This window comes from Croceitalea sp. MTPC5, from assembly GCF_036985505.1.
Classification (GTDB): Bacteria; Bacteroidota; Bacteroidia; order Flavobacteriales; family Flavobacteriaceae; genus Croceitalea.
Genome location: NZ_BTGQ01000006.1, coordinates 245,605 through 271,219 on the forward strand (window position 1 = coordinate 245,605; position 25,615 = coordinate 271,219).

A 25,615-nucleotide genomic window follows, 5' to 3' on the forward strand; every position below is an offset into this window, starting at 1 on the left:
CAATCAAAAACGGCCCATCAATAGATAAACATGAAAAAACCCTGACCTATGGTCGGGGTTTTTTATTCACCCTGGTCAATAGAAATGCACCGACCAAAAAGAAGAGTCCCAAAAAAATCGTGCTATTTCGCATGCTCCCCGTAAGTTGTGCAATGATACCGTACATTAGGGTCCCGATAATAATACCGATTTTTTCAGCGACGTCGTAGAAGCTAAAAAAGGATGTCGTATCCGTAGTGTCAGGAAGAAACTTCGAATAGGTTGAGCGGGATAAGGCCTGAATACCACCCATAACTATTCCAACCAATCCGGCAGCTATATAAAAATCAGTTGGCGTCTGTAAAAAATAGGCATAGACACAAAGCAATATCCAAAACACGTTCACCACGATCAAGGTTTTGATATTACCAAATACCTTAGAGGCGCGTGCCGTGACGGTGGCGCCGAGAATGGCAACGACTTGAATGACCAAAATACTTACGATCAAACCCGTTGTACGTTGATTGTCAGTACCCCAGTTTATTTCTTCCTCACCAAAATAAGTAGCTATCAACATGATGGTCTGTACCGCCATGCTGTATACGAAAAACGCCCCTAAATAGCGTTTTAGCCGTATTTGACCACCAAGTTGTGCCCAAACACTTTTCAATTCTTTAAACCCATTTAAAATGATGTTTTTACGTTCCCCATCGCGCTTATATCCTTTTGGCAAATGGGCAAAGGTGTATTGACTAAAAAGGACCCACCAGATTCCCACGGTCACAAAAGAATACTTCATAGCCTTTATTTCAGCGACCTCTCCTCCTTCATTGGTAATACCAAAAACATCTGGTTTCATGACCATGGCAAGATTAAAAAGCAGTAAGATCACGCTGCCGATATATCCAAGGGAAAAGCCTTTGGCACTAACACCGTCTTGTTGTTCAGGATATGCGATATCAGGCAGGTACGAGTTGTTTATGGCGAAGCTTACCCAAAACCCTACCAATCCGAAGAAATAGCAAATGAGGCCAAAATAAATATGCTCCAATGAGAACCAATATAGCCCGATACAGGACGCCGCCCCCAAATAGCAGAAAAATTTTAAAAATATCTTTTTATTCCCTAAATAGTCGGCAATACCGGATACTAAAGGGGTAACGATAGCGATAAATACGAAAGCTGCCGAGGTCACATAGCTTATCAAGGGCGCCCGTGCTATTTCCCCACCAAAAACGGTGACTTTTTCTATTTCTGCAACACGGAACAAGGCCCCATAGAATATGGGAAACACCGCTGAGGAAATCACTAGGCTATACACCGAATTCGCCCAGTCATAAAATGCCCAGGCATTCAGTAATTTCTTCTCCCCCTTAAGGGCCAATATTTTTGTCATGTCTTAAAAATAAAAAAAGCTGCCCATAGGCGGGCAGCTTCATCAAATCTTTTAAAATAACGGTCACACTATTTAAATGACGTTACCCCGAATTTAGCTGCTTCTTGCTTCGCCGCTGGTGCCCAAGCGGTCAAATTGTTGATCCTTGTGTCGTTTGAAGGGTGTGTGCTCAAAAATTCAGGTGGTGCTTGACCGCCGCTATTGGCCTTCATTCTTTGCCAAAGTCGGGCTGCCTCATCTGGGTTGTATCCCGCTATGGCCATTATCTGTATCCCTATTCTATCTGCCTCGGTCTCATGGCTCCTGCTAAAAGGTAACATCACCCCTAAACTTGACCCCACGCCATAAGCTTGATTGAACATGTTTCTGGTACTCTCATCCTTTATGGCGACATTACCTGCCACAGCACCCAACTGTTGCAAGGTACCGGCGCTCATCCGTTGTGCCCCATGATCCGCCAGGGCATGTGCCACCTCGTGGCCCATGACCACGGCAACCCCCGTCTCGTCTTGACAAATTGGTAGAATTCCGGTATAGAAAACAATTTTTCCACCAGGCATACACCATGCATTCACCGTTTTGTCATTGACCAAATTGTACTCCCATTGATAATCCTTAAGGTAGCCTGGATATCCGTTCGCATTCAACCAGGTTTCGGCGGCTTTGGCTATTCTTTGCCCTACTGTAGTAATCATTTGGGCCTCTTTGGTACCCGTCACGACCTTGTTTTCGGTCAAAAATTAATCATATTGCGCAAAGGCCGTAGGAAAGAGCTGCTGATTACCATAAAAATTCAACATTTTCTTACCTGTAAAAGGATTTGTTTTGCAAGCCGTAACCGCTAAAAATACGGTTACTGTCAATAGTATTTTTTTCATTATGTATCGTGTTTATAGATTAAAGTACGAAAAAAAACTACGCTCCAAAAATATGTAGCTCTGTAAAATCCTTACTTACCTCAATACAATTGTTACCATTGAACTTGACGGTTTTCAAATCGACGATCTCGTTATCGACCTCAATGCTCTTTATTTTAAAAGGCAATCCATGAAACTGTAGTTTAAAGGTATTGTATGACGTGATAAAGCTGCCGTCTTTAAATTGTTGCATGATCAATTCGTTCTCTTTACCCCTCAATCTAAATTTTCGAAGGCTATAACGACCTTTTTTATAGTCATACCCCTCTTGTTGGTCTTCGTACACCACTGACGTTTCAACGCCTTTCTTATAATACGCATCTATTTTAAGTTCCGTAATATCTTTTTCACCAACATATTGTTGGATCGGGTATTTGGGAATCATAGCACCCTCTTTAATGAACAAGGGTATTTTATCAATCGCTGCTGAAACCCATTTCTCAACCCCGCCTTCAATAACCTCTTCGGTCCAGTAATTATACCATTTTCCCTTGGGTACGTACATGCGACGCCCTTGTGCATTAGGCTCTTGAACCGGACAAACCAATATTTGCTCGCCAAACAAGAACTCATCCGTCCTAAAATGGGTCTGGGTATCCCCTTGATCGTAATAGACCAATGACTGCAACATTGGTATACCTTCTTTTACATATCTGTAAAACATCGTATATAGATACGGTAACAATTGATAGCGCAATTCGATATACTTTCTGACAATATCAGTTATCTCATCGCCAAATGACCAAGGTTCTTGATCCCCGTGATCTCCGCTGGAATGTACCCTGCAAAAGGGATGGAAAATTCCCATTTGAATCCACCTTGCAAATAATTCCCCATTGGGTTGCTCGGCAAAACCGCCTATATCAGATCCAACGAAGGAGTAACCGCTCATACACATTCTTTGCATTTGCACATTGGCAATCCAAAGATGTTCCCAAGTAGCGACATTATCACCCGTCCAAGTCGAAGCATAGCGCTGTGTGCCTGAGTAGGCCGCCCTGGTCAATACAAATGGACGTTTGGGAAAAGTGTATTTTTTTATTCCATCATAGGTTGCCCTGACCATTTGCATGCCATACACATTATGTGCTTTTCTATGACTACAGGGATGCCCGTCGTAATCATGACGCACATCTAGATTAGCCGTTTTTGTTGGCACTTCCATTACGGCAGGCTCGTTCATATCATTCCAGACGCCATGGACCCCCATTTCGGCTATCATCTCTTTGTAAAGACCTGCCCACCACTCACGGACTTCAGGATTGGTAAAATCAGGGAATTTACATTCTCCGGGCCATACTTTCCCCTTAAAATGTGGTCCATCGGCCCTACGGCAAAAATATCCTTTCTCCATGGCTTCTTGATAGACCCAATAATCACGGTCTATTTTGATACCTGGATCGATCATGGTCACAGTTTTGAAACCGTCTTCATATAAATCATCGACCATTTTTTTAGGGTTGGGAAAACGGCGGTTGTTCCAAGTAAAGCACCTAAAACCCTCCATATAATCAATATCCAGATAAATGGCGTCGCAAGGTATCTTCAATTCCCTAAAAGTTGCCGCAATCTTCTTTACTTTTTTTTCAGGATAATAACTCCATTTCGACTGGTGAAAACCCAGAGCCCATAGCGGTGGTAATTCAGGCACACCGGTCAAATCGGTATACGCTTCAACTACCTGTGATATTTTGGGGCCATAGAAAAAGTAATAATTCATTTCACCCCCATCGGCCCAAAAGCTGGTTACGTTTCTCCGCTCATGAGCAAAATCAAAATAGGTGCTGAATGAATTATCGAAGAAAATACCATAGGCAGCATCGTTATGCAGGCCAACATAGAAAGGAATCGATTTATATAAAGGCTCTTGGTCTTTTCCATAGGCATACGAATCGGTTACCCAGTTGTTTACCCTTTTTCCTTTCAGGTTGGTATGGGATGCTTTATCCCCCATGCCATAATAACTTTCACCCGATTGGGTGACCTTGGTCATTTTTACGATGTTACCGCCATAGTCATAGTTCTCCTCCCAATGAAAGCCGACCTCATCTTCATTGATAACCAAATCGTCTAAATCAACGATTTGGATTTTCATATTGCCCTTGCTGATATAGATTTTGATCTTAGAGGTCTGAATCACATAATCAGACGTTTCCTCGATTACCTCCAACTCATTATAACCTGTGTTGACATCATCACTTATCGCATATGAAAAATCAGGCTCAAAAGAGTGCTCCGTGGCATACCTGAATCGAATGGCGCTATCCCTTAATACGGTAATTTCTAGAATTACACCATTATCCGTGGTAAAATAAAGCTTATCGTTATCTTTTTTATATTCAATAATACGGTTGGGATATAGATTACCCCTCTTCTCAATATCAGTATTCGTAATCATGATAGATGATTTTCAGACCAACAAAAAAAGCACATTAGTCTGAGATTAAAAAAAGTTCTTGAGACTAACTACAAACTATAACGTTGTAGTATCATTCTCATTTATAAATAAGTACACTTAACGGTGGGATTGTGAGTTCAACGGAATGTTCCCTTCCATTCCATGTTTTGTTAGAAGGCTTCACCGTTTTTTTACCAAGGCCACTACCTCCATATTTGCTGTCGTCACTGTTGAACAATAATTTCAATTGCTTGTTTTTCGGTACACCAACCCTATATTTTTCACGAGGTACCGGGGTAAAATTGCCTACAATAATGACATCATCTTTGGTATGGTGCCCTTTTCTGATATAGGAGAGTACCGAATTTTCATGGTCATTGTAATCTATCCACTCAAATCCCTCAGCACTAAACTGTTTTTCATGTAAGGCAAGTTGTTCTTTGTATATCTTGTTTAAATCTTGAATCACCTTTTGTATACCAGAATGAAAATCGTATTCCGTTAAATGCCAATCAAGGCTCTGTTGAAAATTCCACTCCCCTGTTTGGCCGAACTCGCCCCCCATAAAAATTAGATTTGCACCAGGGTGGGTGAACATATAGCCGAAAAGAAGCCTCAAATTTGCGAATCGTTGCCATTCATCACCAGGCATGCGGTAAACCAGCGATTGTTTGCCATAAACCACTTCATCATGTGAAAATGGGAGCATGAAATTTTCAGTAAACGCATAAGTCATACTGAAGGTCAAGTCGTTCTGATGGTGTTTTCTATAGACGGGTTCCTTTTTAAAATATTCTAAAGTATCATGCATCCATCCCATCATCCATTTCATTCCGAAACCTAATCCGCCATAGTGTACAGGTTTGGAAACCCCTGAAAATGCAGTAGATTCCTCAGCTATGGTTTGAACGCCCTTAAAACTGGCATAAACCTCTTGGTTCATTTCACGAATAAAGGACATCGCCTCTAAGTTCTCATTATTGCCATACATATTGGGTTCCCATTCACCATCTTCCCGCGAATAATCCAAATAGAGCATTGAAGCAACGGCGTCTACACGAAGGCCATCAACATGGTACTGGTCTAACCAAAATACCGCATTGCTAATCAAAAAGGCGCGAACTTCATTTCTGCCGTAATTGAATATCAAACTTTTCCAATCAGGATGGTACCCCTTCCTCCTATCAGGGTGTTCGTATAAGTGGGATCCGTCAAAAAAGCCAAGACCATGGGCATCTTCAGGAAAATGGGAAGGAACCCAATCCAATATCACGCCAATACCCGCCTTATGCATTTCATCGACCAACAACTTAAAACCCTCTGGCTCACCGAAACGCGATGTCGGGGCAAAATACCCCGTCAACTGATAGCCCCATGAAGGATCGAATGGATACTCCATAACCGGCATGAACTCTACGTGGGTAAAGCCCATTTCCTTAACATATGCAACCAGCTCTTTAGAAAAATCCTTATAAGACAAAAAATCATTTCCATTTTTCCGTTTCCATGATCCCAAATGTACTTCATAGACCGAATATGGTTTATCAAGTCCGTTGTGGACTTCCCTGGTCTCCATCCAATCTGCATCGTTCCAACGATATGCTGAATCCCATACGATTGAAGCCGTTTTTGGGGGATGTTCACAATAGCGCGCAAAGGGATCTACCTTTTCGGTCACCATACCGTTATTATGTGATTCGATACTGTATTTGTATACCTCGCCTTTTCCTACCCCAGCAATGAAACCCTCCCAAATTCCACTTGAGTCCCATCGCACATTGAGCTGATGGTCACCCTTTCTCCATCCATTGAAATTACCGATGACCGAAACCGATTTGGCCGATGGTGCCCAAACTGCAAAATACGTTCCTTTAGTATCGGAAACCTCGGTGAGGTGCGAACCTAATTTATCATATAATCTAAAGTGCTTGCCAGATTTAAAAAGGTTGATATCAAATTCGGTAAACAAACTATGCGGAATTACTGGAGACATACGTATTATTTGATAAGTGTTGCAATATTAATCATCTTTCCCCAAGATACTAAAAATGTTTCCGTCTCTTTTGAATAAATTTGATGAAATCAAAAATGGAACGCTTTTTGATTTTAACAACATGAAACGAAAAAAAAGATCATCAACTGAAATTAAAATCTAGAATTATGAATAAGGTTAAGTTATTGTTTGGAATACTTTTTATTGCATTCGCAGTGTCTTGCGAAGGACCTGAAGGACCTCCGGGCCCCCCAGGATTTGATGGTTTGGATGGACTTGACGGACTCGATGGGGTAAATATCTTGGGTAACGTAGTAGAAATCGAAGGTACCTTCAATGCCGCCAACGATTTTTCGATTTTCTTTGAATTTCCACAAGACATCGAAGTTTTTGAATCAGACCTTGTTCTGGTGTATTTGCTGTTTGAACAACTTGATGACCCTGATGGTGGTGACCCAATTGATGTATGGCGCCTATTACCACAGACAAGAATACTGGATCAAGGACTCTTACAGTATAATTATGACCATACCTTTTTTGATGTGAACATCTTTTTAGAGTCTGATTTTGACCTTAGTAGCTTACCCCCAGGTGACACTGACAATCAAGTCTTTAGAATTGCCGTGGTGCCCGCCGAATTCGGGTTGGACAATAGCATTGACACGTCAGATTTCAATGCGGTTATTGATGCCCTGAAATTTGACCCTAGCGGGATTGAAAAAATCAATTTGGACTAAGTTCATTTATAAACTTCAAAACCCCATTTTTTGAAATGGGGTTTTGCTTCTAAATACCACCATGAAAGTTTTATGGATTTTAATCGTCTTATTTAAAAAAAAGAAAATGATGGGAAAGAAAATTGCACTGATCGCCGTATTATTCGCTTCATGCATTGGTACGTCACAAACGGAAAAGGAAGAACTTGCGGAAAACAAAAAAGCGGAAACAACATATCCTGTTGAAAAAACGGATGCGGAATGGAGAGCTGAGTTAACGGATATGGAATATTACGTTTTACGTAAGGCCGCAACCGAAAATTCATTTAGCAGTGACCTTTTGAACAACAAAGAAAAGGGTACATATACCTGCGCGGGCTGTGGTGCGGCATTATTTAGAAGCGAACATAAGTTCAAAAGCGGCACGGGATGGCCTTCGTTTGACCGGGAAATCGAAGGTATGGTTGCCTATGATGTCGATTACAAGATAGGCTATGCAAGAACAGAGGAGCATTGTGCCTCATGTGGCGGACATTTAGGCCACGTTTTTAATGACGGCCCTAGCGATACTACCGGAAAAAGGCATTGTATCAACGGAATCGCCTTGGATTTTGTTCCTGATGAAAAATAGTGGGTATTAAGTAAATCGCAACACTACTTGGTTAACGGTCATTACCCAAGTAATTTTTAAATGGGTGCCATTGCTTTGATGTAATGGTGCCCGTTTTTTTAATTATGGCTTTTTATAAAGACCTTTATGGTTCTTTAAACACTGTTGAAGGTTTAGTAACGTGCTAAGGTCAAATCGCTTTTTAAGTTAGGCGATACCAACTACCTCAGGTCAAGTCTGCGAACCCTAAAAAGGGAAAATCAAATTCAATTTCAACATGGGTATCGAGGCTTATAAATTTCCATTATCGCGTTAATCTTAAGACCAAGCATTGAAAACTTGGCCTTGTTCACTATCTTTGCACCTCCATTTTAACAACTAAAATAGTAAGTGAATGAGCAATTTTGATGTAATCGTTTTAGGAAGCGGACCAGGTGGATATGTTACGGCCATTAGGGCCTCTCAACTAGGTATGAAAACGGCAATCGTTGAAAAGGAAAACCTTGGTGGCGTTTGTTTGAATTGGGGCTGCATACCTACAAAGGCATTATTAAAATCCGCTCAGGTATTCGAATACTTAAAACATGCAGAAGACTATGGTCTAAGTGCCAAAAAAGTGGAACATGACTTCGATGCCGTTGTTAAAAGAAGTAGGGGTGTCGCCGATGGCATGAGCAAAGGAGTCCAATTTTTGATGAAAAAAAATAAAATTGAGGTTTTGAACGGTTTTGGCAGACTGATGCCCGGTAAGAAAGTAATCGTTAAGGGGGAACATGGAGAACCGGCCGAATATACCGCCAATCATATCATTATCGCCACTGGGGCACGCAGTCGTGAATTGCCTAGCCTACCCCAAGATGGTAAAAAGGTAATCGGTTACCGTGAGGCCATGACCCTTGAAAAACAGCCTAAAAAAATGATTGTGGTCGGTAGTGGCGCCATCGGTATCGAATTCGCTTACTTCTATAACAGCATGGGAACCGAAGTTACCGTTGTCGAGTATTTACCGAATATCGTACCTGTTGAAGATGAAGATATCTCAAAACAACTGGAACGCTCCTTTAAAAAGTCTGGTGTCAAAATAAAGACCTCTGCTGAGGTTATCAAAGTGGATACCTCAGGTGATGGCGTTAAAGCAACCGTGAAAACCGCAAAAGGTGAGGAAGTTTTGGAAGCGGATATCGTACTTTCCGCAGTCGGCATCAAAACCAATATAGAAAATATAGGTCTAGAAGAAGTTGGTATCGCTACCGATCGTGATAAAATCTTGGTCAACGATTACTACCAAACCAACATTCCCGGTTATTATGCCATTGGTGATATAACCCCTGGTCAGGCCCTGGCCCATGTAGCTTCGGCAGAGGGTATTCTCTGTGTGGAAAAAATTGCCGGAATGCATGTAGAACCTTTGGATTATGGAAACATTCCCGGTTGTACCTATTGCACTCCTGAAGTTGCCTCTGTCGGCCTCACCGAAAAACAGGCCAAAGAAAAAGGGTATGATATCAAAGTGGGCAAATTTCCCTTTTCTGCAAGTGGAAAGGCAAAAGCCTCTGGAGCTTCCGATGGTTTCGTAAAGGTCATCTTTGATGCCAAGTACGGCGAATGGTTGGGTTGCCATATGATAGGTGCCGGTGTCACCGATATGATCGCGGAAGCGGTCGTGGCCAGAAAATTGGAAACCACAGGCCATGAAGTCTTAAAAGCGGTTCATCCACATCCCACAATGAGTGAGGCCGTTATGGAAGCCGTGGCCGCGGCCTATGACGAGGTCATCCACTTATAAAAAAAGACATTTTGTTAAAACTCTTCAGAACAACGGCAATCTTAGAGGGCATTTCCTATTTGTTGTTATTTGGCCTTACCATGCCCTTAAAATATTGGGGCGAAATATTGGAACCCAATAAAATCGTAGGGTATGCCCATGGCGTGCTTTTTATTGCCTATGTGGTGTTGGCCTTACTTTTTTGGTGGCAAAAAAAGTGGGGCATTAAAAGGCTTTTTATTTTAATGATTGCATCCTTATTGCCCTTCGCCACATTTTATGTCGATAAAAAATACCTGCAAAATGTTAATTGACTTGAGTGCGACATAAGAAACCCGTCATTTCATTTATTCGGTTTCCCACAATCTACGTACTTATATCAGGTAAAGTCTGTCTTTTTTACATTTGTTCCCTTTTGAATCGACGGTTACATCGTACTCGCATCAATTCGTGGTTTCAACGAACTTGTAAATAACGCCATCAAAAGCACAAACATAGAGTTCATTACTAGCATCGACCCCAAAAGAGGCGATACTTAACCTAGATTCCAAAATCAATTCGTTGGTGCTTCCATCTGGCGCTAAGGCCCATATTCTTCCACTTACGAAATCACCATAAATATAGCGGCCGGTTATGAGGCTCAATGCATCACCGCGATACACAAAACCGCCTGTTATAGATCGATCTCCATTGCTATGTCCATATTCGTAGATTGGGCCCATCAATCCTTTGCGATCACACTCCCCTGAGAAACAAGAAGTACCCTCGAATAGCTTCCAGCCGTAATTGCCCCCAGATTCAACAATATCAATTTCTTCCAAAGTACCCTGACCAACATCGCCGGTCCATAAAGCTCCGGTCTGAGAGTCAAAGCTCATGCGCCAAGGATTTCGAAAGCCATAGGCATAGATCTCATCAAGTACCGTACTTTCACTTAAAAAAGGATTACTTGAAGGAATCGCGTAATTTAATCCATTACTAGTGTTGTCAACATCAATTCGAAGTATATTCCCTAGCAGGTTGGTCGTATTTTGAGCGTTGTTTTGTGGGTCTCCCGCCCCGCCCCCATCACCTACGGCAATGTAGAGGTAACCATCGGGGCCAAATGCGATCTGCCCACCATTATGGTTGGTCTGCGGCTGCGGAATTTCCAATAAGACTACTTCACTGGTTGAATCAGCACTATTTGTATCAGCTAAAGTCGAAAATCTTGAGATGACCGCAAGTTCTTCCGAAGGTGTATAAAACACATAAAAGTAGCCGTTGTTTTCGTAATTGGGATGAAATGCCAGACCCAACAACCCCTGTTCACTTACAGTGGATATCGTGGAAAGATTCAAAAACTCATTGGACGTGGATGTCTCTTCATTATTTTCAAAAACGATTATACGCCCCCTTTTTTCCACCACAAACAAACGATTGGTTCCATCTTTGGGGGATTGTAAATCTAAGGGTTGGCTAAAAGAAAGGTTTGGAAAGGCGTTCACCAATGAAATCGAAACGGCGGTTTCATCCATTTCTTCCCCATTTTCATCTTGAGGATCAAATTCGTTGTCCTCTTCATTACACGATAAAACACATAACAATAGAAATACTGAAACCAGTTTGACGATTTTCATAGTAGCGGGGGTTTCTTTTAAGTACGCAAAAATTACACCAAATGGATTTTTGAAGTACATGTTCTGGACAAAGAAATCAAGCAATCAAACTTTGAATGGCAAGGTCGTAACTCTGTAAGCCGAAACCAACAATAACCCCTTTAGCGCCGGCAGAAATATACGAATGATGCCGATAATCCTCCCTTTTAAAGGTATTCGAAATATGCACCTCAACTACCGGGGCCTCAATAGCCTTGACTGCATCACCTATGCCGACCGAAGTATGCGTATAAGCCGCTGCGTTTAAGATAATGCCATCGTAAGAGAAACCGACTTCATGAAGTTTATCAATGATACCACCTTCTATATTCGATTGAAAATATTCGAGTTGGGTGGTTTTGAACTTGAATTGTAACGTAGCGAAATAGTCTTCAAAGCTTTGGTTACCATAGACTTCTGGTTCGCGTCTTCCTAAAAGATTCAGGTTGGGACCGTTAATAATAATCAACTTCATAAAGTAAATGTAAGCAAAATTTAAAGTCATAAAAAAAGCGGAAACCGTGGTTTCCGCTTTTTATTGAGTCGTATTACCCACTAGTTGAAACGGTAGCCTGCTCCTATAGTCAAGGTATTAAAGCTAACAGCATCCCCAAAATCACCTCCACGACTAACTTCAAAACCGTATCTGCCTTCGACAAACCAGTTGGCATCAATTTGATAACCGGCACCAAATGCCAAATCAAGACCGAAGGCACCATCATCAGTATCTTCCAAAAGGTAATTGACTTGTGGTCCAGCTTGAACATTAAAATTAGTGGCCACTTCATATTTCACCATTACTGGAATGTACAATGAGTTTAAATCATCTACAAAGCTTAATAAAAGTGACGGTTCAATATCCCACTGGTCATCAATTTCAAAATTGTAGCCCCCACCAATGTAAAAACCAAGCTCACTGTCAGAATCACTGCCAAATTCGCCGAGATCGAGATCAACCGAAACGTTGTTCAAACCAGCTTTAATCGCGAAGCCCTCTTGTGCATAAGTAGAAATAGTCACGCACAGTACAAATGCAAATACAATACTAATTTTTTTCATATTCTTGTTTTTAGTTGTGTTACAAATATACAAAGGAGGCTATTCATTACCTTAAAAAAATGGTTTAGAATAAAAATAATAATCCGAATAATAGTGACGAATAATTGATATCGTCTGATACGTTAAAATAGGAAATATTCAATTCGGTGACCCCATTCACATCGACACCAAGAACCGGTCTGTAATACAATCCTCCCCCATTTCCACTATTGATACCAATGGCATAGCCTACATCGCCGCCAAGCTTAAATCCCTTACTCGGATATATGCGAATCGATCCGGCCATTGGCACGAATTGGATGTCGTCAACCTCAACATTCAATGTGATATCAGGTACGGTAACGGTTTGATCTTCACCAAAAGCATTTGAAAAACCTGTCGCAAAGCCTAAATCAATTTCTCTTGAAATGCCCCAGTGGTGCACTATATCAACACCAATGGAAAAACTGGAAAAATCTGCAAAATCACCGACAACGATACCTGCATTAAGACCTGCTCGAAAATTACTTCTATCCACTTGACCGTATGTTGAAATTGATATGAACAATACTAAAATCGCAGTCAAAACTGTTTTCATGTCAAAAATTGTTTGGTTGTTAGGGATATGAAATTACCATATGCACAATGCTTCCCTAATTAAAAGTTGTGATTTCAATCAATTATGTTGCCAACAAGGTTTAAAGCACTTTAAATCGCCTCGGCTTGACTTATATTTACAGTATGGAATGGAGCCTGGCCTTAAGGGATTATGAGCATTACTTAAAAATTGAACGTGGCTTGTCTGAGAATTCCATCAAAAGTTATGCACTTGATCTTAAAAAGTTACAAGAATTCGTAGAAACGTTGCAAACCATAGAAAAACCCGAGACTATTTCGAAAGAGGTATTACAGCAGTTTGTCTATGAGCTTCCAAAGACGGTAAACGCAAAATCCCAGGCTAGAATACTTTCAGGCCTTAAGGGCTTTTTCAATTATTTGGTTTTTGAAGATTATAGAACCGATAATCCTATGGACTTAATTGAATCACCGAAAATTGGCCGTAAGCTACCCGATACACTTTCAACTGCTGAAATCGATAAACTCATCGCTGCCATCGATCTTTCAAAACCGGAAGGAGAACGCAATAGGGCTATTTTAGAAATCCTTTACGGCTGTGGCCTGCGTGTATCTGAACTTATCAATCTGAAGCTATCGGACCTTTATTTTGATGAAGACTTTATCAAAGTAACCGGTAAGGGCAGTAAACAACGGTTTGTGCCTATCAGCCCTATCACTAAAAAATACATCGATCTTTATCGAAATGAAGTTAGAATCCATTTAGACATAAAAGAGGGGCATGAAGATTTCGTATTCTTGAACAGAAGGGGAAAGCAGTTGACCAGGGCGATGATTTTCACCATTATCAAAAGGTTATGTGTAATTACGGGGTTACGGAAAAACATAAGCCCGCATACCTTTCGTCATTCTTTTGCCACCCATCTGCTTGAAAATGGTGCTGATTTAAGGGCCATTCAACAGATGTTAGGTCATGAAAGTATCACAACCACCGAAGTTTATGTACATGTGAACAGAACACATTTAGCACAGGTGTTAACTAAGTTCCATCCTAGAAACCCATAATCGAATTCCTTTTATAATCATTTTTTAAACGAAGACTTTCTTTTTTATGCTGAACCGAAAAAACCAAAAAAAGATATCTTTAGCACTTCAATTTTAAAGCATGGCGCAACTTAAAAGACGGTGGTGGAAAGAAGGTGTGGTCTATCAAATATATCCGCGTAGTTTTCAAGATACCAGTGGTAATGGAATTGGCGATCTAAAGGGCATTACAAAACGGTTGGACTACATCAAAAGTCTTGGTGTGAACATTATTTGGCTATGCCCCGTTTATGAATCACCGAATGACGATAATGGCTATGATATCGCTGATTACCGCAAGATCATGGCTGAATTTGGCACCATGCAAGATTTTGATGACCTATTGGCTGAAATGAAGTTGAGGGGTCTAAAACTGGTCATGGATCTGGTTGCCAACCATACCAGTGATGAACATTTTTGGTTTCAAGAATCACGAAAATCACGAGACAACGAATACCGTGATTATTACCATTGGTGGCCAGCAGAAAAAGGGACCCCTCCAAAACGATGGAGTTATTTCGATATTGACGCAAACGCTTGGAAATATGATGAAAAAACCGATTCTCATTACCTACATTACTTTTCTGTAAAACAACCCGATTTGAAATGGGAAAATCCGGCTGTTAGAAAAGAGGTTTATGATATGCTAAGATTCTGGTTTGACAAGGGTGTGGACGGGTTTCGAATGGATGTAATACCTTTTATCTCAAAAGATACCACCTATCCGGAATTACCTAAGGAATTTGGAGGTGATTTTATACCTTTTTATTCCAACGGGCCAAGATTACATGAGTTTTTGAACGAAATGAACAACGAAGTGCTATCAAAATATGATATCATGACCGTTGGTGAAGCACTTGGTGTTACGATTGACCAAGCCTTGAATTTTGTGGATGAAGATCGTAAAGAGCTGAACATGTTCTTTCATTTTGACCTGATGTCTTTAGACAGGGATGGTAATGAAGCTTTTTGGATGCAAAGTGACCAGTGGAAATTGACGGAGTTTAAAGAAATACACTCTAAATGGGACGCTGTTTTTTCTGAAAAAGGATGGGGAACAATGTACTTAAATAACCATGATTTTCCACGTGCGGTCAGTCGTTGGGGCAATGACTCAAAAGAACATTGGCGAAATTCAGCGACCATGCTGCAGACTTTTCTGTTGACCATGCGTGGTACCCCATTCTTTTATTTTGGGGAGGAAATCGGAATGACCAACGCAAATTTTGAGCGTTTGGATGATTATAAGGATATCAATACTTTAAACCGATACAAACTGCTACAGCAGCAAAATATCGATTTAGAGGATTTTATTGAGAACGAAAAGAAGGCCTCAAGGGACAACGCCAGAACCCCAATGCAATGGAGTTTGGATACCCACGCGGGTTTTACAAACAACACTCCGTGGATTAAGGTAAATCCAAATTACAAAACAGGAATCAACGTTGAAGAACAAGAAAAGCAATCAGATTCCGTGCTGAATTATTTTAGGAAAATGGTAAAGATCAGAAAATCACATCTTGGGTTGATTTATGGTGGCTATCAATTGGTCTTGCCTGAAAATGAACAGGTATATGCCTACACCCGCAGCCTTGACACAGAACGATACCTTATATTGCTCAGCTTTTCTGAAGAAAGCACGCAAGTAGCGATAGATGATATCGAATTTTCAAAGGCGGACTTGTTAATCTCTAATGACGAGTGCCAAACGGAAAAAACAAATCACCAATTTACCCTCAAGCCCTACCAAGCTGTGGTCTACCAATTGCATTAATGCCCCGCCATTTGAAGTCACCGAAAATAGCTTGACCTGAATGGGGCCTATTGCTTTTTATAAGGCCTGATGATCAAACGTGCCTCACGATCGAATCTGATGTAATTATACACCCAGTTGATAAAAACCACGACACGATTTCGAAAGCCTATCAAAAAATACAGGTGTACGAACATCCAAACGAACCATGCGAAAACGCCCTGAAACTTAAATTTCGGTAAGTCGGCAACGGCTTTATTCCTTCCTATGGTTGCCATACTACCTTTATCAAAATAACGGAATGGGCGAAAAGACTTACCTTCAGATAGACGTATCAAGTTCTTACCTAAATTTTCCCCTTGTTGCATGGCCGGTTGGGCCATCATAGGATGCCCATTTGGGTAGTCCTCAGACTCCATTTGGGCAACATCACCCAAGGCAAAAATATGTTCAAAACCGGCAACCTGATGATATTCGTTGACCTTTAATCGATTGCCCCTACTCAATAATTCTTTGGCATCCAATCCTTTGATACTCACTGCCTGTACCCCTGCGGCCCAAATCAGCGTTTCGGTCTCAAATTTAGTATCGGTATTGGTGGTAGCGAGCTTACCGTCATACTCATTAACCCTAATATTCTTCCAAACATTTACGCCAAGACTTTCAAGAAACTGCTCTGCCTTTTTAGAGGCGATCTCACTCATCGCAGGCAGTATTCTGTCACTACCCTGAACAAGGTTGATCTGAACCCTGCGTGTATCCAAATCAGGGTAATCCTTTGGTAAGATTCCCTTCTTGATTTCAGCTAGCGCACCAGCCAACTCTACCCCGGTCGGCCCTCCCCCGACAATGACGAAATTCATTAGGGCTTCCCGTTCGTGAAGGTCATCGGTCAATAAGGCTTGTTCAAAATTTTCTAAGATCAAGCTTCTTAAATTCAATGACTGCGGAATCGACTTCATTGCCATACTGTTGGCCATAAGGGATTCATTTCCGAAAAAATTGGTCTTTGAACCAGTGGCAACCACCAGATAGTCGAACTTCAGAATACCGATATCGGTTTTGATACAGCTGTTTTCCGTATCGATCTGCAATACCTCAGCAAGCCTAAAATAGGTATTTGGGTAGTTATGGATAACCTTTCGAATGGGATAGGCAATGGAGTCAGGTTCCAACCCACCGGTAGAGACCTGGTAAAGCAAGGGTTGAAAAGTATGGTAATTGTGTTTATCCAACAAAACTACTTGAAACTCTTTCTTTCGTAATTTTCTGGCTAAAGAAATTCCCCCGAAACCACCACCGATGATAATAATTCTAGGGAAACTTGACTGTGGAATATTCATACTTCGGTATTAATTACAAAGTTAACAATAGCATTTTTACCAAGTGAAGTTCTCGATAGGCTTTTTAGTATATTTATGTCGTTCAATAACAATGAAACATAATGAAAAAAAGACTCTTTTTTTTAACGGTCACTATTTTTGGCCCCATTTTACTTACTGCCCAAGTAAGTAAAGAAACCATTTTGCGGAAATTGGATGGTACAAGCGAAAAATATGGTGAAATCGCCATGGAAATTTGGAACCTGGCAGAAATGGGCTACCAAGAAGAAAAGAGTTCCGCACTTTTGCAAAAAACATTAGCCGATGAAGGTTTTACCGTCAAAAGCGGGGTTGCGGGCATTCCAACCGCATTTGTGGCAGAGTATGGTTCAGGGCTCCCTATAATTGCCGTTTTAGGCGAGTTTGATGCCTTACCGGGATTGTCGCAACAAGCGACCCCTGAGAAAAAATCTGCTGGTGGGGTCGCTGGTCATGCCTGTGGCCATCATTTGTTCGGTACGGCCTCATCAGCGGCCGCAATAGCGGTAAAAGACTGGATGAAAGCCAATAAAAGAACAGGCACTATCCGATTCTACGGATGTCCGGCCGAAGAAGGTGGTGGGGCGAAGGTTTTTATGGCTCGGGAAGGCCTCTTTAAAGATGTTGATGTTGCCCTGCATTGGCATCCAAGCTCACAAAATGCGGCTAGCGCAGCGGCAGCCTTGGCCAACATTTCCGCTAAATTTCGATTTTATGGGGTTTCGGCCCATGCCGCCGGTGCCCCCCACATGGGAAGATCCTCTTTAGACGGTGTCGAAGCCATGAATATGATGGTCAATATGATGCGCGAGCATATACCGCAAGAAGCTAGAATCCATTACGTCATCACTGACGGTGGCAAGGCCCCAAATGTAGTTCCTGACTATGCCGAAGTCTACTACTATGCCCGACATAACCGTAGGGATGTGTTAAGGGGTATTTTTGACAGGATCGTAAAGGCGGGTGAAGGTGCGGCTTTAGGTACCGGCACCAAAATGGAATATGAACTGGTGAATGGTGTTCACGAATTATTACCAAACCTGACACTGCAAAAACTAGTGCACAAAAACCTCTCGGCAATTGGGGGAATCCAATACACGGAAGAGGAAAAAACCTTTGGGACCAAAATTGCCCAGAGCTTGGGCCAAGAGCAATTGAACGAAAAAGTGGCCATGGAGGTTCAACCTTATCGCGAAACTGCTAGGGCCTACGGTTCTACCGATGTTGGTGATGTCAGTTTCGTAGTTCCAACCGTGGGTTTCGGTACGGCAACTTGGGTACCAGGCACCCCAGCACACAGCTGGCAAGCAGTAGCAGCCGGTGGTACTACCATTGGCAAAAAGGGTATGATGGTGGCCGCCAAAACGCTAACGGCTACCGCTATTGATCTGTTCAATGATCAATCCCTCATTAAAGAGGCCAAGGTCGAATTCACGGAAAGAAGGGGTACGGACTTTGTTTATGAACCTTTGATTGGCGACAGACCGCCTGCTTTGGACTATCGCAAGTAATACAACTTAAATTGGGATATTTACCCAATATTGTAACAAAGAACACGAATCTGCTACCAATAGTAAATCACTCTCCAACCAATTAGTGAACAAAGAACTTGAACATAAGTTTGTTACCGAACTTGAGAACAACCAAAATATTGTTCACAAGGTCTGTAGCCTGTACACCAATGATAGGGACTCGCATAATGACCTCTTTCAAGAAATTACCATTCAACTATGGAAGGCATACCCGAAATTTAGGGGCGATGCCAAGTTCAGCACATGGATGTACAGGGTTGCCCTAAATACGGCCATCACCCTTTATCGAAAATCAAAAAAGAGGGTAAAGACCCAAGATTACGAATCCGTAATTTTTAAGATAAAGGCCGACGAATATGATGACACCCAAGAACGACAACTGAAGTTGATGTACAATGCGGTAAAACAGCTGGGCGATATTGACAAGGCATTGGTGTTCTTGTACCTTGAAGATAAAGACTATAGTGAAATTGCCGAAACTTTGGGTATTTCAGAAGTAAATGCCAGGGTTAAAATGAACAGGATAAAAAACAAACTAAGAACCATCTTAAATCCGTAAAAAGTTATGATGGATGAATTAGAATTATTGAAAAAAGACTGGCAAAAGCAGGAACAGCAGCTTCCGAAGCTTTCATATGACCAGATATACAAAATGATATGGAAAAAATCATCTTCCATTGTAAAATGGATTTTTTATATCAGCATCATGGAATTCGCCTTTTGGATCGTACTCGCTTTTCTACCTATTAAAAGTGAGGTAAGAAATGGGGATGGCGCTAAGCTTATACTTTTTACCGAATGGGCCATACAAATCATATCATTGCTGGTTATCCTCTTCTTTATTTACAAGTTTTATCAGAATTATAAAAAAATCTCGGTAACGGATTCATCACGTGATTTGATGAAAAAAATCATAAAGACCAGAAAGACCGTGATGCAATACGTATGGTTCAATGTAGGATTGTTCGCCACATCCATAATCGTACTTCTTGTTGAAATACTCATATATGATCCGCCCGTCGAGCTTACTGAAAAGGTTTCTTCAGCAAGTTCGGGAATTCTCGCATGGTTACTCATCGGCGTGTTTTTTGCGGTAGCAATTGCCTTTTTTGGGGTATTGTTCTGGCTATTCTATAGGGTATTGTATGGCATTCTACTTAAAAGATTGAACCAAAATTATCGCGAACTGAAAAAGTTGGAGGTCTAACTTTTTTCCTTATGGCTATACCTTCTTTTCTGATGGTCAGCTTCATATGCTGCCAGTTCAGATTCAGGAATGACATGTAGAAAAGAAGGATGTTGCTCAATGGCATACTCCAATTTTTCGATGACCTGTTCAATGGATTCATTGTCATAATCAATTTGCAAAGGCTCCTTGATTTGCATTGATTGTAGAATTCCCTTCTTTTTGATGTACAGTCCCTTCTTATCAAAAGATCTTCTAAAACCATCGATAACCACAGGAACCACGATGGGTTTGTAACGTTTGATAATATGTGCGGTTCCCTTACGGATTGGTTTCCAAGGCTTCGTAGTCCCTTGGGGGAACGTGATGACCCATCCATCATCTAAAGCTATACCTATATTCGAGATATCACTGAATTTCACTTGCCTGTTCACATCTTGGCCATCGGCACGCCATGTACGTTCTATGCTTATGGAACCCGCATAGGCCAAGACTTTTGTCAATAAGCTTTTGCCCATGGTTTCTTTGGCGGCCACATAGTAGAAATTCAATTTAGGATTCCACAGATAACCGATATTCTTGATATTGTCGTCACGCCCTTTTAAACTCGCATTGAAAACATGGAACATCGCTACAACATCGGCAAAATAGGTTTGGTGGTTGCTTACGAACAAAACGTTCCGATCTGGTAGATTCCTGATAATTTCAGAACCCTCTATCTGTAGTTTGTTGAATTGTTTATAGCGCTGGTGCGTAATAAGACCCAAAATACGGATAAGCCACTTTTTTAAGAACAAAATGTGTCCGAAAGGATTCTCTTTAAAAATACCCATATTCAACTATTGCTTGGCTAATTTACGAAATAGCACTAAAGCACTCTACGCAAAAGCATTTTGATTTCGTTTAACATCATGGCAGTAGCCCCCCAAACCGTATAACCATTTAATTTAAAGGCTGGTACAAGAATATCGGTGGCGTAAGAAGTAGTCATTCGTTGTTCGATTTCATTCGTTTTATCTAGAAAATCGACCAACGGCACCTCAACCAATGCTTCCACTTCTTCTTCTTGGATCTTAAAAGGTTTCGGTTTTTTATATAGACCCACGAAAGGTTTTACCAAAAAATTACTCGGTGGAATATACACCTCCGTCAATTCTTTAATGACCTCTACTTCTTCTTGGGATACGCCTACCTCTTCATAAGTCTCACGTTTGGCGGTAAACAATAGATCGCTATCCGATTCCTCAACCTTACCCCCCGGAAAACCAATTTGATTCGAATGTACCCCCTGATAGGTTTTTCTGAGAATTAATAAAAGCTTGGTCAGCTGATTTGCATCTGGGTAGAATAATGCCATCACAGCAGCCTTTTTAGGATTTTGACCTAATGTATTCTTAGACTCACGCCACTTTTTTCGAACAGCGGGTTCCATTTTATAGTGCGATTCGTTACCGGGCAAGGGCAGATTTTTTATTTTTATGACCTGTTCGCAAAAATCTTCAAAATTCATGCTTAGAGCTACGATTTCATTAATGACAAGTATAACACTATTTTTTTTGATCTCATGTGGGGATAAGGCGGATAAGGCGAACAAAGACGTTAATTCAACCAAAGGCGCGCCCCCATCGACCGAACAAGGGGTTCAAGTAAAAGAAATTGATTCTTTGCCCGTAACTAAAGAAGAGGAAGAATTTGTCCTGACCGAAGAAAACGCTATTGATTTTTTCTTTGAATATGCGAAAACCCTGAAAGAGGATAAAGTAAAATTGACCACAACCATGGGAAGCTTTACCATACAGCTCTATGATAACGTACCATATCACAAGGCGAACTTTATTTATTTGGCAAAAAAAGGCTACTTCGAAAATACCATGTTCCATCGTGTGGTCAAAGATTTTATCATTCAAGGCGGCAATTCAGACAACAGGGAAACCGGCAAAAAGAGAGGCCAAATAGGAAGGTATCTGTTACCGCCCGACACCCGAAAAGGACATAAACACCATAGGGGAACCATTTCAATGCCCAGTAGTGAAAGGGACAATCCACATAAATTGGCTTCCCCGTACGAATTCTTTATAGTGGTCACCAAACCCGGATCATATCATTTAGATGGCAACTATACCCCTTTTGGTCGTGTAATAGAAGGTATGGATATTGTTGATAAAATCAATCAGGTTGAAGTGGATGAAGGGGATTGGCCTATGCAAAATGTATATGTCTTAAAGGCGGAAGTATTGTAGTTAGTGGTTAGTGGTTAGTGGTTAGTGGTTAGTGGTTAGTGGTTAGTGGTTAGTGGTTAGTGGTTAGTGGTTAGTGGTTAGTGGTTAGTGGTTAGTGAAAGAACTTCTTTTAACCCTAAAACCCAATTATCTAGGCGTATTCTTATTGGTTTCCTTCTTTATCGCAGTAACAATTTACGGCAATCCTATGGAAGACTGGATATTGAAAATACCGACCACCGGTTACTGGCTGCCGTAAATATTGGGCAACCGAATTTTGAATTTGACCGCAAGCAATCGTAAACCGATGACCACTAAAATAGCGCCCGAATACGCGTAACTTTCGGCTATGGGGAGCCTTGTCAGCAAAAAATAGCTTACACCGCCTAGAATACAGGCCGTTGCATAAATTTCTTTTCTGAATATTACAGGTATCTCATTACAGAGTATATCACGTATTACACCCCCGAAACTCGCGGTAATCGTTCCTAAGGCGATACACATTATGGGTAATAGGCCAGCTTCAACTCCTTTTTCAACACCAATAAGGGTGTACAGACCGATACCAATGGTATCGAATAGAAATAATGATTTTCGCAAGTACTTTAGCTGATTGACGAACACGATGGCCACGACAACGGTAATAACAATGGTAATGACATAAGTGGCATCACGCATCCAGACCACAGGGGTATTTCCTATGAGCAAATCACGTAAGGTACCGCCACCAATTGCGGTTACGAAAGCAATAATCAGCACACCGAAAAGGTCGAGTTTCTTTTCCATGGCGACCAATACCCCCGAAATGGCAAAGGCTATCGTTCCTAAAATATCAATGGTCAGGTAGAACATGAGATCGGTCTAAAGTCGTTGGGTATAGTAGTTATAATCCTTAATAACGAGGTCAACAAACTCTATCGGGCTTAAATGCGTTGTGATATCAGTGACTTCCTTAATTTTTTTGTCGAGGGAAAGAATAACGTTATGATGCCCATTACGCCTAGCGGAATCATATAATTCTTTAATAGTCTGTATCTCCCTATCATCAAATACCGTAACCTGTGAAAATGTCGGTTTATAATCCTCAGGTATATCACGCAATAAAGTATCACGGATCGAAATTCGCTGTTTCTCACTTATTACCGTGGTCCCTGCCGCGATATCGCCGATGCGCTGCCCATTGCCCCGAATCAATATCGTCAATACTGCGGCACCGCCTGATGTAAGTGTCACATCAATGATACGTAGCATCCAACGAACGAAATAGTTGCCAAAATTTGGTTTTGAACCGTCCAATTTCACCACTCGTAATTTCATCAGACCTTTGCCAATCGTTTTTCCATCGGTAAACGTCTCAAATAATAAGTAGTATAAAAAAGCGGGCAATGTAGCCACAAGATAAAGTGCCCACATATCGCCAAACTCAATGTCAAGGGATATCAAAAGCAATACTACCAAAATAGTATAGGCTATAATCACGAAGCCGTCAATAAGATAGGCCAGCATGCGCTCGCCAAGGTTGGCGGTATTCTGCGTAATACTTATATTTTGGGCCGTTTCTATTTGAAATTGATTCATATTTTAGTTTCTTTACAAGTAAACCCGCAAATTTAATGCGAGAGGCTGCTTTTGTAAAACAAAATAAGGACAAATGGGTTACTTTCGAAAACGCCCTTAAGGGAAAAGGATTATCAGACCCCGATGCACTCTCAGACCTTTACATCGAAATCACAGATCACCTCAGCTACGCCAAGACCTTCTATCGAGGGAGCAACACCGAATTTTATCTAAACGCCTTAGCATCTCAAGCACATCAAAAAATCTATAAAACAAAACGGGAATCCAAGAACCGTATTGTGACTTTTTGGAAAACGGAATTTCCTACGATGTTCTATCAACATCGGCGAGAACTGCTCATAGCATTTTTGGCCTTTGTCTTCTTCTCGGTGGTCGGCGCTTTTTCAGCTGCGAATGAAGGGGATTTTGTGCGATCCATTTTAGGGGATGCCTATGTTAACATGACCTTGGAAAATATCAAAAACAATGACCCCATGGCCGTTTACAAACAACAAGGGAAATTCAATATGTTCTTGGGCATTACGATAAATAATATCAAAGTAGCGGTATTTGCTTTTGCTTTTGGCGTATTCTTAGGCATTGGCACGCTATACATCATGTTACGTAACGGGATCATGCTTGGAAGTTTTCAATACTTTTTTTACGATAAGGGCTTGCTATGGGAATCGGTTCGAACGATTTGGATACATGGTACCATTGAAATAGCGGTAATCATCATAGCCGGTTGTGCCGGACTCGTCTTGGCCAATGGAATTCTCTTTCCAGGAACGTATACCCGATTGGAATCGTTTAAAAGAGGGGTCAAAAATGGGCTCAAAATTATGGTGAGTACGGTACCTTTTTTCATTGTAGCCGGTTTTCTAGAAGGTTTTGTGACCAGACATACCGAAATGCCCGACTGGCTTGCTATTTTAATTATCCTCGGCTCACTCAGCTTGATTATTTACTACTACATAATTTATCCATACCAACTACATAAAAGACTTAAGAATGGGAGCGTCACAATACATTGAATTCAAAAAACAGCGCGAACTTGGTGATATTCTTACGGATACCTTTGGTTTCATACGAAACGAGTTCAAGCCTTTTTTTAGCGCGCTCTTAAAAATCGTCGGTCCCTACTTACTGGTGATGCTGGTTTCGCTGGGCTTTTATTTTTATGCTTTTGGTGACATTTTGAATTTTGCCACAATAACCGCCGAAAGCCAAGTTTTCTCACCCCTTATAATGATTTTTGCGCTATTCTCCTTTGTGATAAGTTCTGTTTTGGTCTATGCCGTTTCTTACGGTAGTGTATTGAGTTACATTCAGTCGTACGTCGAAAATAAAGGTGAAACCGACTTTAATGCCATTAAAAAACAGGTTTACGCTAAATTTTGGCCAATCGTTGGTTTAGGGTTTCTTGTATTTTTGTCGGTATTTGTCGGTCTACTCTTTTGTTTTATACCTGGCATTTACCTTGCGGTACCCTTGTCCATTTCATTTTCCATGTTGATTTTTCAAAATAAAAATGCTTCCGATGCCTATTCAGAGAGTTTCAGCTTAGTAAAAGACAACTGGTGGATTACCTTTGCGACCTTATTCGTAGTTTATATTATAATCTATGTGGCCTCATTGGCATTCAGTCTGCCCGCGGTGATTTATACTTGGGCAAAAATGGGCATATTCTCTGGCGAAATGGATGCCACGAGCATGAATGCCTTCGCCGACCCCATCTATTTGGCATTGAATATACTCAGTCAAATGATTCAATTTTTAATGAATATCATTTTGCTTGTTGCAACGGCATTGATTTATTTTAATTTGAACGAAAAGAAAAATTTCACCGGTACTTACGAACGTATCGGAAACATAGGTAAATCTTCAGACTAGTCGGTT

24 protein-coding genes and 1 pseudogene are annotated in these 25,615 nt (G+C 41.1%); 12 read left to right on the forward strand and 13 right to left on the reverse strand.

Annotation, left to right across the window (positions count from 1 at the left end):
* Nucleotides 1–46 precede the first annotated feature (46 nt).
* From AACM45_RS17990 to glgB, 4 genes and pseudogenes are all read right to left on the reverse strand, one after another.
* On the reverse strand, nucleotides 47–1,375 hold the full coding sequence (locus AACM45_RS17990; protein ID WP_339144359.1) for an MFS transporter: 1,329 nt from the start codon (nucleotides 1,373–1,375) through the stop codon (nucleotides 47–49).
* Between the two features lie 68 nt (nucleotides 1,376–1,443).
* A pseudogene (locus AACM45_RS17995) lies at nucleotides 1,444–2,253 on the reverse strand (M48 family metallopeptidase).
* A 37-nt stretch (nucleotides 2,254–2,290) separates the two neighbouring features.
* Nucleotides 2,291–4,690, reverse strand: coding sequence for a glycoside hydrolase family 31 protein (locus AACM45_RS18000; RefSeq protein WP_339144360.1), 2,400 nt, complete (start codon nucleotides 4,688–4,690; stop codon nucleotides 2,291–2,293).
* 97 nt (nucleotides 4,691–4,787) lie between these two features.
* On the reverse strand, nucleotides 4,788–6,683 hold the full coding sequence (glgB, locus tag AACM45_RS18005) for a 1,4-alpha-glucan branching protein GlgB (RefSeq protein ID WP_339144362.1): 1,896 nt from the start codon (nucleotides 6,681–6,683) through the stop codon (nucleotides 4,788–4,790).
* Nucleotides 6,684–6,850: 167 nt separating this feature from the next.
* Between glgB and AACM45_RS18010 the strand changes: the two genes are divergently transcribed.
* The 4 genes from AACM45_RS18010 (at nucleotide 6,851) to AACM45_RS18025 (ending at nucleotide 10,088) form a co-directional block, all read left to right on the forward strand.
* On the forward strand, nucleotides 6,851–7,420 hold the full coding sequence (locus tag AACM45_RS18010) for a collagen-like protein (protein ID WP_339144363.1): 570 nt from the start codon (nucleotides 6,851–6,853) through the stop codon (nucleotides 7,418–7,420).
* Nucleotides 7,421–7,529: 109 nt separating this feature from the next.
* Complete coding sequence (gene msrB / locus AACM45_RS18015) at nucleotides 7,530–8,030, forward strand: peptide-methionine (R)-S-oxide reductase MsrB (RefSeq protein ID WP_339144450.1); 501 nt, start codon at nucleotides 7,530–7,532, stop codon at nucleotides 8,028–8,030.
* Between the two features lie 373 nt (nucleotides 8,031–8,403).
* A complete protein-coding gene (gene lpdA, locus AACM45_RS18020) occupies nucleotides 8,404–9,795 on the forward strand; it encodes a dihydrolipoyl dehydrogenase (RefSeq protein ID WP_339144364.1) in 1,392 nt (463 codons plus the stop codon).
* Nucleotides 9,796–9,806: 11 nt separating this feature from the next.
* On the forward strand, nucleotides 9,807–10,088 hold the full coding sequence (locus tag AACM45_RS18025; RefSeq protein WP_339144365.1) for a DUF3817 domain-containing protein: 282 nt from the start codon (nucleotides 9,807–9,809) through the stop codon (nucleotides 10,086–10,088).
* 129 nt (nucleotides 10,089–10,217) lie between these two features.
* Here the strand turns inward: AACM45_RS18025 and AACM45_RS18030 are convergent, their stop codons facing one another.
* The 4 genes from AACM45_RS18030 to AACM45_RS18045 form a co-directional block, all read right to left on the reverse strand.
* Nucleotides 10,218–11,393: a PQQ-dependent sugar dehydrogenase gene (locus AACM45_RS18030; protein ID WP_339144366.1), complete on the reverse strand. Its 1,176-nt coding sequence runs from the start codon at nucleotides 11,391–11,393 to the stop codon at nucleotides 10,218–10,220.
* A gap of 76 nt (nucleotides 11,394–11,469) precedes the next feature.
* A complete protein-coding gene (gene aroQ / locus AACM45_RS18035; protein WP_339144368.1) occupies nucleotides 11,470–11,886 on the reverse strand; it encodes a type II 3-dehydroquinate dehydratase in 417 nt (138 codons plus the stop codon).
* An 80-nt stretch (nucleotides 11,887–11,966) separates the two neighbouring features.
* Entirely contained in the window at nucleotides 11,967–12,470 is a 504-nt protein-coding gene (locus AACM45_RS18040) for a porin family protein (RefSeq protein WP_339144370.1), read from the reverse strand.
* 64 nt (nucleotides 12,471–12,534) lie between these two features.
* Entirely contained in the window at nucleotides 12,535–13,047 is a 513-nt protein-coding gene (locus AACM45_RS18045; RefSeq protein ID WP_339144371.1) for a hypothetical protein, read from the reverse strand.
* A gap of 143 nt (nucleotides 13,048–13,190) precedes the next feature.
* On the opposite strand from AACM45_RS18045, the gene xerD reads away from it, so the two are divergent.
* Entirely contained in the window at nucleotides 13,191–14,090 is a 900-nt protein-coding gene (xerD, locus tag AACM45_RS18050; protein WP_339144451.1) for a site-specific tyrosine recombinase XerD, read from the forward strand.
* A 100-nt stretch (nucleotides 14,091–14,190) separates the two neighbouring features.
* Nucleotides 14,191–15,882 carry a glycoside hydrolase family 13 protein gene (locus AACM45_RS18055; protein ID WP_339144372.1) on the forward strand — a complete coding sequence of 564 codons (1,692 nt, stop codon included), beginning with the start codon at nucleotides 14,191–14,193 and terminating at the stop codon, nucleotides 15,880–15,882.
* A 47-nt stretch (nucleotides 15,883–15,929) separates the two neighbouring features.
* Here AACM45_RS18055 and AACM45_RS18060 read toward each other — a convergent pair whose 3' ends face one another.
* Nucleotides 15,930–17,204 carry an NAD(P)/FAD-dependent oxidoreductase gene (locus tag AACM45_RS18060; protein ID WP_339144373.1) on the reverse strand — a complete coding sequence of 425 codons (1,275 nt, stop codon included), beginning with the start codon at nucleotides 17,202–17,204 and terminating at the stop codon, nucleotides 15,930–15,932.
* 101 nt (nucleotides 17,205–17,305) lie between these two features.
* Here AACM45_RS18060 and AACM45_RS18065 point away from each other — a divergent pair, with 101 nt between their 5' ends.
* From AACM45_RS18065 to AACM45_RS18075, 3 genes are all read left to right on the forward strand, one after another.
* The gene (locus tag AACM45_RS18065) at nucleotides 17,306–18,733 is read left to right on the forward strand and encodes an amidohydrolase (RefSeq protein ID WP_339144374.1); all 1,428 of its coding nucleotides are present in this window, start codon (nucleotides 17,306–17,308) and stop codon (nucleotides 18,731–18,733) included.
* An 85-nt stretch (nucleotides 18,734–18,818) separates the two neighbouring features.
* Nucleotides 18,819–19,313 (forward strand): RNA polymerase sigma factor, encoded by a 495-nt coding sequence (locus tag AACM45_RS18070; protein ID WP_339144376.1) that lies wholly within the window; start codon nucleotides 18,819–18,821, stop codon nucleotides 19,311–19,313.
* Nucleotides 19,314–19,322: 9 nt separating this feature from the next.
* Nucleotides 19,323–19,961 (forward strand): hypothetical protein, encoded by a 639-nt coding sequence (locus AACM45_RS18075; RefSeq protein WP_445227735.1) that lies wholly within the window; start codon nucleotides 19,323–19,325, stop codon nucleotides 19,959–19,961.
* Here AACM45_RS18075 and AACM45_RS18080 read toward each other — a convergent pair.
* Together AACM45_RS18080 and AACM45_RS18085 are read right to left on the reverse strand one after the other, a co-directional pair.
* The gene (locus AACM45_RS18080) at nucleotides 19,958–20,773 is read right to left on the reverse strand and encodes a lysophospholipid acyltransferase family protein (RefSeq protein ID WP_339144379.1); all 816 of its coding nucleotides are present in this window, start codon (nucleotides 20,771–20,773) and stop codon (nucleotides 19,958–19,960) included. The genes AACM45_RS18075 and AACM45_RS18080 overlap by 4 nt on opposite strands.
* A 35-nt stretch (nucleotides 20,774–20,808) precedes the next feature.
* Nucleotides 20,809–21,450, reverse strand: coding sequence for an NUDIX hydrolase (locus AACM45_RS18085; RefSeq protein ID WP_339144380.1), 642 nt, complete (start codon nucleotides 21,448–21,450; stop codon nucleotides 20,809–20,811).
* On the opposite strand from AACM45_RS18085, the gene AACM45_RS18090 reads away from it, so the two are divergent.
* Nucleotides 21,449–22,180 (forward strand): peptidylprolyl isomerase, encoded by a 732-nt coding sequence (locus AACM45_RS18090; RefSeq protein ID WP_339144381.1) that lies wholly within the window; start codon nucleotides 21,449–21,451, stop codon nucleotides 22,178–22,180. The genes AACM45_RS18085 and AACM45_RS18090 overlap by 2 nt on opposite strands.
* Before the next feature lie 222 nt (nucleotides 22,181–22,402).
* Here the strand turns inward: AACM45_RS18090 and AACM45_RS18095 are convergent, their stop codons facing one another.
* Both AACM45_RS18095 and AACM45_RS18100 read right to left on the reverse strand, forming a co-directional pair.
* On the reverse strand, nucleotides 22,403–23,011 hold the full coding sequence (locus tag AACM45_RS18095; RefSeq protein WP_339144382.1) for a trimeric intracellular cation channel family protein: 609 nt from the start codon (nucleotides 23,009–23,011) through the stop codon (nucleotides 22,403–22,405).
* Between the two features lie 9 nt (nucleotides 23,012–23,020).
* Entirely contained in the window at nucleotides 23,021–23,737 is a 717-nt protein-coding gene (locus AACM45_RS18100; protein WP_339144384.1) for an RDD family protein, read from the reverse strand.
* A gap of 35 nt (nucleotides 23,738–23,772) precedes the next feature.
* Between AACM45_RS18100 and AACM45_RS18105 the strand changes: the two genes are divergently transcribed.
* Both AACM45_RS18105 and AACM45_RS18110 read left to right on the forward strand, forming a co-directional pair.
* Complete coding sequence (locus AACM45_RS18105) at nucleotides 23,773–24,750, forward strand: stage II sporulation protein M (protein ID WP_339144386.1); 978 nt, start codon at nucleotides 23,773–23,775, stop codon at nucleotides 24,748–24,750.
* Complete coding sequence (locus tag AACM45_RS18110) at nucleotides 24,728–25,609, forward strand: hypothetical protein (RefSeq protein WP_339144388.1); 882 nt, start codon at nucleotides 24,728–24,730, stop codon at nucleotides 25,607–25,609. The genes AACM45_RS18105 and AACM45_RS18110 overlap by 23 nt, the downstream gene beginning before the upstream one ends.
* The last annotated feature ends 6 nt before the right edge of the window (nucleotides 25,610–25,615 follow it).

Excerpts from the sequence above, each read along its gene's own strand:
- AACM45_RS17990 (WP_339144359.1), bottom strand. The coding sequence starts at position 1,375 with ATGACAAAAATATTGGCCCTTAAGGGGGAGAAGAAATTACTGAATGCC.
- AACM45_RS18000 (WP_339144360.1), bottom strand. The coding sequence starts at position 4,690 with ATGATTACGAATACTGATATTGAGAAGAGGGGTAATCTATATCCCAAC.
- glgB (WP_339144362.1), bottom strand. The coding sequence starts at position 6,683 with ATGTCTCCAGTAATTCCGCATAGTTTGTTTACCGAATTTGATATCAAC.
- AACM45_RS18010 (WP_339144363.1), top strand. The coding sequence starts at position 6,851 with ATGAATAAGGTTAAGTTATTGTTTGGAATACTTTTTATTGCATTCGCA.
- msrB (WP_339144450.1), top strand. The coding sequence starts at position 7,530 with ATGGGAAAGAAAATTGCACTGATCGCCGTATTATTCGCTTCATGCATT.
- lpdA (WP_339144364.1), top strand. The coding sequence starts at position 8,404 with ATGAGCAATTTTGATGTAATCGTTTTAGGAAGCGGACCAGGTGGATAT.
- AACM45_RS18030 (WP_339144366.1), bottom strand. The coding sequence starts at position 11,393 with ATGAAAATCGTCAAACTGGTTTCAGTATTTCTATTGTTATGTGTTTTA.
- aroQ (WP_339144368.1), bottom strand. The coding sequence starts at position 11,886 with ATGAAGTTGATTATTATTAACGGTCCCAACCTGAATCTTTTAGGAAGA.
- AACM45_RS18040 (WP_339144370.1), bottom strand. The coding sequence starts at position 12,470 with ATGAAAAAAATTAGTATTGTATTTGCATTTGTACTGTGCGTGACTATT.
- AACM45_RS18045 (WP_339144371.1), bottom strand. The coding sequence starts at position 13,047 with ATGAAAACAGTTTTGACTGCGATTTTAGTATTGTTCATATCAATTTCA.
- xerD (WP_339144451.1), top strand. The coding sequence starts at position 13,191 with ATGGAATGGAGCCTGGCCTTAAGGGATTATGAGCATTACTTAAAAATT.
- AACM45_RS18055 (WP_339144372.1), top strand. The coding sequence starts at position 14,191 with ATGGCGCAACTTAAAAGACGGTGGTGGAAAGAAGGTGTGGTCTATCAA.
- AACM45_RS18060 (WP_339144373.1), bottom strand. The coding sequence starts at position 17,204 with ATGAATATTCCACAGTCAAGTTTCCCTAGAATTATTATCATCGGTGGT.
- AACM45_RS18065 (WP_339144374.1), top strand. The coding sequence starts at position 17,306 with ATGAAAAAAAGACTCTTTTTTTTAACGGTCACTATTTTTGGCCCCATT.
- AACM45_RS18075 (WP_445227735.1), top strand. The coding sequence starts at position 19,323 with ATGGATGAATTAGAATTATTGAAAAAAGACTGGCAAAAGCAGGAACAG.
- AACM45_RS18080 (WP_339144379.1), bottom strand. The coding sequence starts at position 20,773 with ATGGGTATTTTTAAAGAGAATCCTTTCGGACACATTTTGTTCTTAAAA.
- AACM45_RS18090 (WP_339144381.1), top strand. The coding sequence starts at position 21,449 with ATGCTTAGAGCTACGATTTCATTAATGACAAGTATAACACTATTTTTT.
- AACM45_RS18085 (WP_339144380.1), bottom strand. The coding sequence starts at position 21,450 with ATGAATTTTGAAGATTTTTGCGAACAGGTCATAAAAATAAAAAATCTG.
- AACM45_RS18095 (WP_339144382.1), bottom strand. The coding sequence starts at position 23,011 with ATGTTCTACCTGACCATTGATATTTTAGGAACGATAGCCTTTGCCATT.
- AACM45_RS18100 (WP_339144384.1), bottom strand. The coding sequence starts at position 23,737 with ATGAATCAATTTCAAATAGAAACGGCCCAAAATATAAGTATTACGCAG.
- AACM45_RS18105 (WP_339144386.1), top strand. The coding sequence starts at position 23,773 with ATGCGAGAGGCTGCTTTTGTAAAACAAAATAAGGACAAATGGGTTACT.
- AACM45_RS18110 (WP_339144388.1), top strand. The coding sequence starts at position 24,728 with ATGGGAGCGTCACAATACATTGAATTCAAAAAACAGCGCGAACTTGGT.